The organism is Peribacillus sp. P4_D6 (assembly GCF_056401795.1).
In genome coordinates, this window is record NZ_JBFUIQ010000156.1 from 1 (window position 1) to 7,738 (window position 7,738).

The following is a 7,738-nucleotide window of genomic DNA, read 5'->3' on the forward strand; positions in this document are numbered from 1 at the left end:
CATCGAACCTTGCTGTAATGGGAATAGTTTCATATTTGTAGGTTCCGGAATGATTGCACCATCAGCTTTATACCCGCGTATGACTGCCGCAAGTGTGCCGGCACCACCGCTTTCCTCTTCAATCACACTCTGAAATATCAAATCCCCCTTCAATTGGATTCCAGATTCGACGATCGCTTCAATGGCCAGCAATAAAGATACATTGCCGCCTTTCATATCCGTCGTTCCCCGCCCGAAAACTTTCCCGTCCATCAACTTGCCGCTATAGGGTTCATCATGCCATGCTGCATGATCTCCTTCAGGAACTACATCAATATGTCCGTTTAAAATAAGGGATTTCCCCTTGCCTGTTCCTCTTTTAATGGCCACAAGGTTCGGATTTCCTTTAAAATCCCTGCGGTCGCAATAAAAATGGGGATGTTTTCTTAATTGTTCATCCCCGATTTCCCATAGGTCTATTTCCAGACCAAGTTGTCTGCACTTTTCGACCACTATTGCTTGTGCACTTCCTTCTTGGCCCCTTTTGCTCGGTTCCTGAACCAGTTTTTGCAAAAGCTGAACCCCATTCATCCGATGTTCATTCAGCCATGTTCTTATTTTTTCCTCATACATATCCATTCTCCTCTCTCATTCTTTTAATTTGTGGATGTTTTCAGAGACAGTAAACAAGGCTTCGGTCCGATTCCTGATTTCCTCAATGCTGGACGTATCAAATACATCAGTTAATAGAAGGCCCTCCGAAGTTACAGAAAACACGCCTAATTCGGTGATGATCATATGTACGCATTTTTGGGCTGTTAACGGCAACGTACATGTTTTGACTAATTTAGACATGCCCGCTTTATCGTTATGTTCCATCAAGACAATGACCTTTTTTGCCTTTGCAGCCAGTTCCATTGCACCGCCCATGCCTGGCACCCGCTTTCCCGGAACAATCCAATTTGCGAGATCCCCCGCTTGACTTACTTGAAGGGCTCCTAGAATCGTGATATCCACCCTGCCGCGGCGTATCATTCCAAATGCAACAGTACTGTCGCAGTAAGAAGCCCCGGCTCTAATGGTGATCGGCAATCCCCCAGCATTGCAAAGATGCGCATCTTCCTTCCCCGTTTCAGGAGTACTGCCAATTCCCACAAGGCCATTTTCTGCATGAAACATCACTTTATGATCATCCCAAAGATGATTCGGTACAAGTGATGGAATGCCAATTCCCAAATTGACCAGCATCCCATCGCTTATTTCTGCTGCTGCCCGTTTCGCTATTCTGTTTCTATCCCCTGTTCCCAAACCCATTTCCAATCGACTCCTTTTGATGGAATGATATAATCCACAAAGGCACCCGGTACAATGATGTTCTCTGGATCCAAAGTGCCCAGCGGAACGATTTGCCTGACTTCGACTATAGTGATCTGTCCGGCTGCAGCAACGATTGGATTCGTATTCCTGGCACTTTTATCGAATAGAAGATTTCCATAAGGATCAGCCATTTCTGCGTAAACTATGGAGATATCTGCAGTTAATGCCGATTCCACCAGATAATTTTTCTTACCTAGCTTTACGGTTTGCTTGCCTTCCCGGACGATATCGGCTTCCATTCCAATATCGGTCAATATTCCGCCGAGTCCCATCCCTCCGGCCCGGATCCGTTCGACAAGTGTCCCTTGCGGACAGAACTCCACTTCGAGTTCACCATTGTTCATTAATAGTCCTGCATTGTGATTGGAACCGATATGGGAAACGATGACTTTTTTCGCTCGGCGCTGGGTGACCAGTTTTCCGATTCCGATATCTGGGAAACCTGTATCGTTCCCAATCAAGGTTAAATCCTTAATACCTGATTCCAAAATCACATTGATCAATCCCGGAGGCGTCCCTATGCCACCGAATCCCCCAAATAGGATGGACTGTTTATCTTTAAAGTGATGGCGGACATCTTCCAAACGACAAATCTTCTGGAATGTATTTTCCACCACTATGACTCACTTCCTTGTTGTGGTGATCGTTTACCTATCGATTCATTAAATTGCCCAAAGGTTATATCGACCCTCATTAACAATTCTGCACACTCCTCTTCCGATATCGTTAGCGGCGGGGAGATGATGAGGGCTGCCCCGGTTACACCGTCAAGGCCTGCAGCTGCGGGATAAAGAAGGATTCCGTTCCTCATTCCCAATTCAATGATTTCATTGGTCACATCTGCATCCTTCGGAAATGGGGCCTTCGTTGCTTTATCCAGGACAAATTCGATGCCAATCAATAAACCTCTCCCTCGTATATCACCGATAAAGGAATACTTCCCTGCCAACTTTTTCAAGCCCCTAATCAGGTAATTCCCCCTGTCGGCTGATTTTTCGACAAGTTCATTCCTTTCGACATAGTCTAAAACCGCCAAAGATACCGCACACGATAACGGATTTGCACTTAAAGTATGACCTCCTATAATTGACTTCGATCCTTTCATTATGGGTTCCATCACGTTTTTGGTCATTACTGCCGCCGCTATTGGGGTATACCCCCCACTCATACCTTTACCTAATGTCACGATATCAGGTTCCACATCCCAATATTCGGAAGCAAGCATCTTACCGGTACGTCCAAATCCGGTCATTACTTCATCCGCAATGAATAAAATATCATTCTCTTCGCAGATTTTCTTGAGTTTTTGAAAATAACCGTCAGGAGGAACAATGGCCCCTCCGGCTGCGCCGATAACAGGTTCTGCAATGAACGCCGCTATATTTTCACTGCCAATGCGCCGGATTGATGCTTCCAATTCCGAAGCACAGGCCATTCCGCAAGTATGTTGGTCAAGTTGAAGTGGACATCGGTAACAATATGGAGGAGATACAGAAGGATATGATTCAAGCAAAGGAGTAAAGCGTTCCCGGCGAATCGGATGTCCAGACATTGAAAGAGCTCCCATCGTGATGCCATGGTAGCTCATCCATCTCGATATGATTTTCTGTTTCTTTGGCTTCCCTTTTTCCTGCCAATGCTGAATGGCAATTTTTAATGCCGTTTCAGTCGCCTCGGAGCCGCTGTTTACAAAAAAGCTGTATGTCAGTTCCCCTTTGGTCAATTCTGCAATTTTTCCGGCGAGTTTCTCTGCAGCATCGCTGGTAAATTGGGAACGATACACAAACGAAACCTGTTGAGCCTGTTTTACCATCGCCTCAATGATTTCCTGGACTCCATGGCCAATATTGGCTGTAACGGCACCGGAAGAAGCATCGAGATAATCCTTTCCATTTTTATCGTATAAAAACACTCCCTGACCATGACTGATAGTCGGGTAGGCTCCTCCCAGGACCGGTTTGATCAATGAAGACTGCTCCATAAGCCCACACACTCCTTCTCTTTAAAAACAAATGCCATATAATAAAGTGTATGTCCAGATGAAGGTAATCTTGCTAAGGAAATTGGCCTAAGCATGTATACGGATAATTTCTTGGTTTCATGGGTGATTTTCCAAAAATGGCGACAAAAAAAGTGTATCCGCGAGAGATACACTTTTTTCTTACAATACGCTATTTAGTTTTTCTTCACGAATGGATTCCAAAAAACTTTCATCCTTTAAAACAGCCAACACATTTTTATAAAAAGCCGTTTTATCGATATTTGAAGTATGTACATATTCATACTCTTTTAAAGACGGATGACGCAAAACATTTTTCATGCAGGAATGACAAACTTTTTTAGTTCCTAACTTATAGTAGTTCAAGTTACTTGCATCCCCGTTAGAAGTGTCTTCGTTACAAACGGAACATGTATGGCTCACACGGCCTTTTTTATTATACTCGGCCAAAGCCCCTTCTAAACGAATGGATGCTGGAATTGTTAATAACACATAATCACCTTTTCTATTTTAAATCTCTTAGTATTATATCAGAAAAATAAAGAATTTGAACTATTAGACTCATATTCCCTAATAATGCTTGTAAAATAGGACAATTTCCAGTACTGACAAGAGGAAAGACTCCTAATATACACCATAATGCAAACCATATCATACATACCCCTAACAGATGAAAACACCGTCCATTTTTTGAACGGCGTCTTCAAACCGTTCATGGCTGGATCTGGATCGTCGCTTTTCCGTTCTTCACCTTCATTACTGCTTTTGAACCAACCGGCAAAGTTACAAAAGGATGAACATGACCAAAGTTGGCATTAGCGATCACGGGTATGCCATTTATCTCCTTTTTGGCGGCGATGATTTCCTGCAAAGCATATTCAGTCATTCCTGAATCCTTTTGGAAACGGCCGATGACTATTCCTTTAATGCCACTTGCACCTGGCTGATGGAGCAAGGATTGTAAATCCCGGTCAAAACTGAATGGATGGCTTTCTTCGTCATCTTCTATGAAAAGGATACTGTCATTTAAAGATGGCATGTACTCTGTACCTTGTAATAGATTGAGTGTACAAAGATTTCCCCCAATGATTGTCCCGGCAGCTTCACCTTCCTGAATGACCATATATCCAGCATTCGGGTGGAAAATTCGGTCATCCTGTTCCAAATGCCAAGAATCATCACTCCACGTTTCACTTGGTTCAAGATAAAAGCCTACACTTTCAATTACAGCCTTTTTAAAATATTCCATCGTATATTCCAGACCAGCCTTCATCCCGAACGTCGAGAAATGGGGACCTGAATATGTAGTTAAGCCTGTTTTATTATAAATGGCCAATAAAATGGCGGTTATATCACTATACCCCATCAACACTTTTGGATTTTCCTTAATCAAATCATAGTCGATATACCGTAACAATTGGTTAGCGTTATACCCCCCGATGCTTGTGAAAATCCCCTTAACATTCGGATCCCTGAACGCATCATGCAAATCCTCGATCCGGTCTTCGATCGAATTCGAGAAAAAGTCATCATGGAACAAAACCGTTTTACCATATGTCACTTTAAAACCAAGCTCAGTCAATCTTTCTTCTGCCAATCTGCGTTGTTCCCCTTTGACAATCGCCAAGCTTCTAGAAGGAGCAATTACGCGAATTTCATCCCCTGCTTGTAAACGGGAAGGTTTCATATCTTTATCCCCCTAAATTAATTACATTCTGTCGTTATTTTAGCAGAAATGGTTTACAAAGAAAACTAAGTCCCTTATCGTATGTCATTCACCGAGCTATTTTCTTTGAATTCTTACGTCATTCCCTATGTACTGAAATCAGGATTTAAAAAAGGAATGGCTGTGTATCGCCTGTCCCATTATCATCTGGATTTATCCATGACGATTCAGTCAGCAACCATGGAATTGGAAAAGTCCACCGTCAAACCACCAATTTCCATACATAAAGAAAAGACCAGCTTTATCAACTGGTCTTTGGGTTATTGAATTAGCAGCAGAATGAAGCACCGATGATAATCAATAGAATGAACAAGACAACGATTAAAGCGAAGCCTGATCCAAATCCGCAGCTACCGCCGCCGTATCCACAACCGCCGTATCCACCGCCACCATATCCGTATCCTGGTCCTGCACCATTTCCACCATATCCGTACATTAAGTTTCACTCCTTTTAGAATTCTGTTTTCTCTTTACACCTTACCATATGTCGATACGCCCGCCTTGGTCTGTGCATTTGCCTATTTTTTTGGATTTAAGAAAAAACTTCAATCAACACCRTCTTAAGCGTTATTCATTCAATGGCTGAAATCCCACGAGTAACCATGAAAATTGTCACAAATTTATTGTGTTACTTTAAAATTGGGATATAATAAGGAAAAAACAATTCTTAGCCTCTTTAAGCTATCTCATACCTACATGGATACATAAAAGGCAATACGGGGGAACATAATTGAAAAAGAACGCAAAACCCTTCATCCCTTTCGCTGCAATCGCCACGATCCTTCTAATCAGCTATATCCTTCAAAAAGTTCCTAAAACATATGGATCAGATGATTCGATAAATGTTTATCAAAAATTCCAATCAGGCCAGCCCATTCAGTATCTCGTCATTGGTGACAGTATCGGAAGAGGATCGGGAGCTGAAAATCCTAATCTAACATGGTTCAAACAGCTAGAAAATAAGATGAATGATGCCAATGATATTCCGTTACACGGTGACTACGTGGTCCAAAGCGGATCAACTGCTTTTGAGGGCCTATTCAAGCTTTCCCAAAGAAGGAAGCATGATCATAAAGATCTGATTTTCTTCGTTTTTGGTGAAAATGACCGCAAATATATGAATGTCGATGATTTTACCATGACATATGAAGCGTTAATGAGAAAGGCAAAACGGCTCCACCCTAATGCTGAGTTATTCACAATAACAGAGAGTTCCTTGAAATATGAGGAATTTGCGACAGCCATTGGACTTTTATCCAAACATTATGGTGCTACAAATGTTGATATGCGACCAATATTCAAAAATTCAGGATATACGGAAAAACAGCTGACCAAAGATTTGGTACATCCAAATGGGCTGGGGTATAAATTATATGCAGATGCCATTTATGAACGGTTCCTGGATAACATCAAACAAGAGAAGGCTGTAGCGGGTCTTCCAACTAAGCTGCATGCCCGTTCCGGTTTTGAATTATCGGAAATTGACCACTATGAAAAAATGAGCGGTTTCCGGCCAATGGGCGGCTATTTCACTAGTAGTGAAAAGGGCAGTGTGATTCAATATACCTTCAAAGGGAGTATGCTTGGTGTGAAACTGCTTAGAAGTCCTGATGGCGGGGAAGTGAATGTATGGATTGACGGAAATGAAATCACGACTTTGAATACATGGTGGCCATTTGCCCGTGAAAGATATTTATTTGTCACTAATGGACTTCGCCCCGGTTCACATACTGTCCGTTTTGAGGTGACTGGCAGGACTAAAGCAATGGACCTGACCGACATTCCATATGTCCGGATCGCGTCAATCATCACAGATTGAATATTACTCAATAAATAACCCCCTATCATAATCTGATAGGGGGTTTTCCAATCACTCAAAAAGCTTTTTATATTCCCCGTATCCCTCTTTTTCAAGATCTTGGAGCGGGATGAACCTTAATGATGCAGAATTGATGCAATAGCGTAATCCTGACGGTCCCGGCCCGTCATTGAAAACATGTCCCAGATGAGAATCGGCAGTTTTTGAGCGGACCTCGATCCTTCTCATACCATAACTCGTATCGAGGTTTTCCACCACTTCCTCTTCTTTAAGCGGTTTAGTGAAACTTGGCCAACCGCAGCCTGAATCGAACTTTTCCTTTGAAGTGAAAAGAGGATTGCCTGAAACGATATCCACATATAATCCTTCCTCCTTCAAATTCCAATATTCATTGTTAAAGGCTGGTTCCGTTCCATTATTTTGCGTGACTTCATATTGAATCGGAGTGAGCTTCTTTTTTAATTCTTCTTTACTTTTCATTTTTTTCCCCCCAGTGATGTTGTATAAATGCTTTACGTCCTGAGCCAATCGAATATCTTTCATAATGTTCAGGTTGCTTTTTATAGTAATGCTGGTGGTATGTCTCGGCTGGATAAAACGTTTTGGCCGGTATAATCGGGGTTACGATCGGTCCGGAAAACTTCCCGCTCGCCTGCAGCTTGGCTTTGGATGCTTCTGCAATTTCACGTTGGTTTTCGTCATGATAAAAAATGGCCGTTTGATAAGAACTTCCCCGGTCATAAAATTGCCCGCCAGGATCTGTCGGATCAATTTGCTGCCAAAATAACTCAATTATCTTCTCATATGGATATACGTTTGGATCAAAGGTGATCTGAAC

11 protein-coding genes are annotated in these 7,738 nt (G+C 42.4%); 2 read left to right on the forward strand and 9 right to left on the reverse strand.

Annotated elements, in window-relative coordinates; genetic code table 11:
• From AC1DVB_RS23800 to AC1DVB_RS23825, 6 genes are all read right to left on the reverse strand, one after another.
• Nucleotides 1–618, reverse strand: a 618-nt coding sequence (locus AC1DVB_RS23800) for a M20/M25/M40 family metallo-hydrolase (protein ID WP_477591252.1), incomplete at its 3' end; no start/stop codon positions are given.
• A 9-nt stretch (nucleotides 619–627) separates the two neighbouring features.
• A complete protein-coding gene (locus AC1DVB_RS23805; RefSeq protein ID WP_098185832.1) occupies nucleotides 628–1,293 on the reverse strand; it encodes a 3-oxoacid CoA-transferase subunit B in 666 nt (221 codons plus the stop codon).
• Nucleotides 1,260–1,970: a CoA transferase subunit A gene (locus AC1DVB_RS23810; protein ID WP_230137047.1), complete on the reverse strand. Its 711-nt coding sequence runs from the start codon at nucleotides 1,968–1,970 to the stop codon at nucleotides 1,260–1,262. The genes AC1DVB_RS23805 and AC1DVB_RS23810 overlap by 34 nt, the downstream gene beginning before the upstream one ends.
• A gap of 2 nt (nucleotides 1,971–1,972) precedes the next feature.
• Nucleotides 1,973–3,337, reverse strand: a complete 1,365-nt coding sequence (locus AC1DVB_RS23815) for an aspartate aminotransferase family protein (RefSeq protein ID WP_328097465.1) — start codon at nucleotides 3,335–3,337, stop codon at nucleotides 1,973–1,975.
• Between the two features lie 180 nt (nucleotides 3,338–3,517).
• Nucleotides 3,518–3,847: a hypothetical protein gene (locus AC1DVB_RS23820; protein ID WP_034307530.1), complete on the reverse strand. Its 330-nt coding sequence runs from the start codon at nucleotides 3,845–3,847 to the stop codon at nucleotides 3,518–3,520.
• Nucleotides 3,848–4,067: 220 nt separating this feature from the next.
• Complete coding sequence (locus AC1DVB_RS23825; RefSeq protein ID WP_328097466.1) at nucleotides 4,068–5,042, reverse strand: S66 family peptidase; 975 nt, start codon at nucleotides 5,040–5,042, stop codon at nucleotides 4,068–4,070.
• 156 nt (nucleotides 5,043–5,198) lie between these two features.
• On the opposite strand from AC1DVB_RS23825, the gene AC1DVB_RS23830 reads away from it, so the two are divergent.
• Nucleotides 5,199–5,348, forward strand: a complete 150-nt coding sequence (locus AC1DVB_RS23830; RefSeq protein ID WP_230137084.1) for a hypothetical protein — start codon at nucleotides 5,199–5,201, stop codon at nucleotides 5,346–5,348.
• A gap of 1 nt (nucleotide 5,349) precedes the next feature.
• Here AC1DVB_RS23830 and AC1DVB_RS23835 read toward each other — a convergent pair whose 3' ends face one another.
• On the reverse strand, nucleotides 5,350–5,517 hold the full coding sequence (locus AC1DVB_RS23835) for a YjcZ family sporulation protein (RefSeq protein ID WP_082609319.1): 168 nt from the start codon (nucleotides 5,515–5,517) through the stop codon (nucleotides 5,350–5,352).
• Nucleotides 5,518–5,811: 294 nt separating this feature from the next.
• Between AC1DVB_RS23835 and AC1DVB_RS23840 the strand changes: the two genes are divergently transcribed.
• Nucleotides 5,812–6,900: an SGNH/GDSL hydrolase family protein gene (locus AC1DVB_RS23840; RefSeq protein WP_057277325.1), complete on the forward strand. Its 1,089-nt coding sequence runs from the start codon at nucleotides 5,812–5,814 to the stop codon at nucleotides 6,898–6,900.
• Nucleotides 6,901–6,951: 51 nt separating this feature from the next.
• Here AC1DVB_RS23840 and msrB read toward each other — a convergent pair whose 3' ends face one another.
• Both msrB and msrA read right to left on the reverse strand, forming a co-directional pair.
• A complete protein-coding gene (gene msrB, locus AC1DVB_RS23845; RefSeq protein WP_057277324.1) occupies nucleotides 6,952–7,380 on the reverse strand; it encodes a peptide-methionine (R)-S-oxide reductase MsrB in 429 nt (142 codons plus the stop codon).
• Nucleotides 7,370–7,738: peptide-methionine (S)-S-oxide reductase MsrA (gene msrA, locus AC1DVB_RS23850; RefSeq protein WP_477591256.1), on the reverse strand; the 369-nt coding region annotated here is incomplete at its 5' end. The genes msrA and msrB, both read right to left, overlap by 11 nt.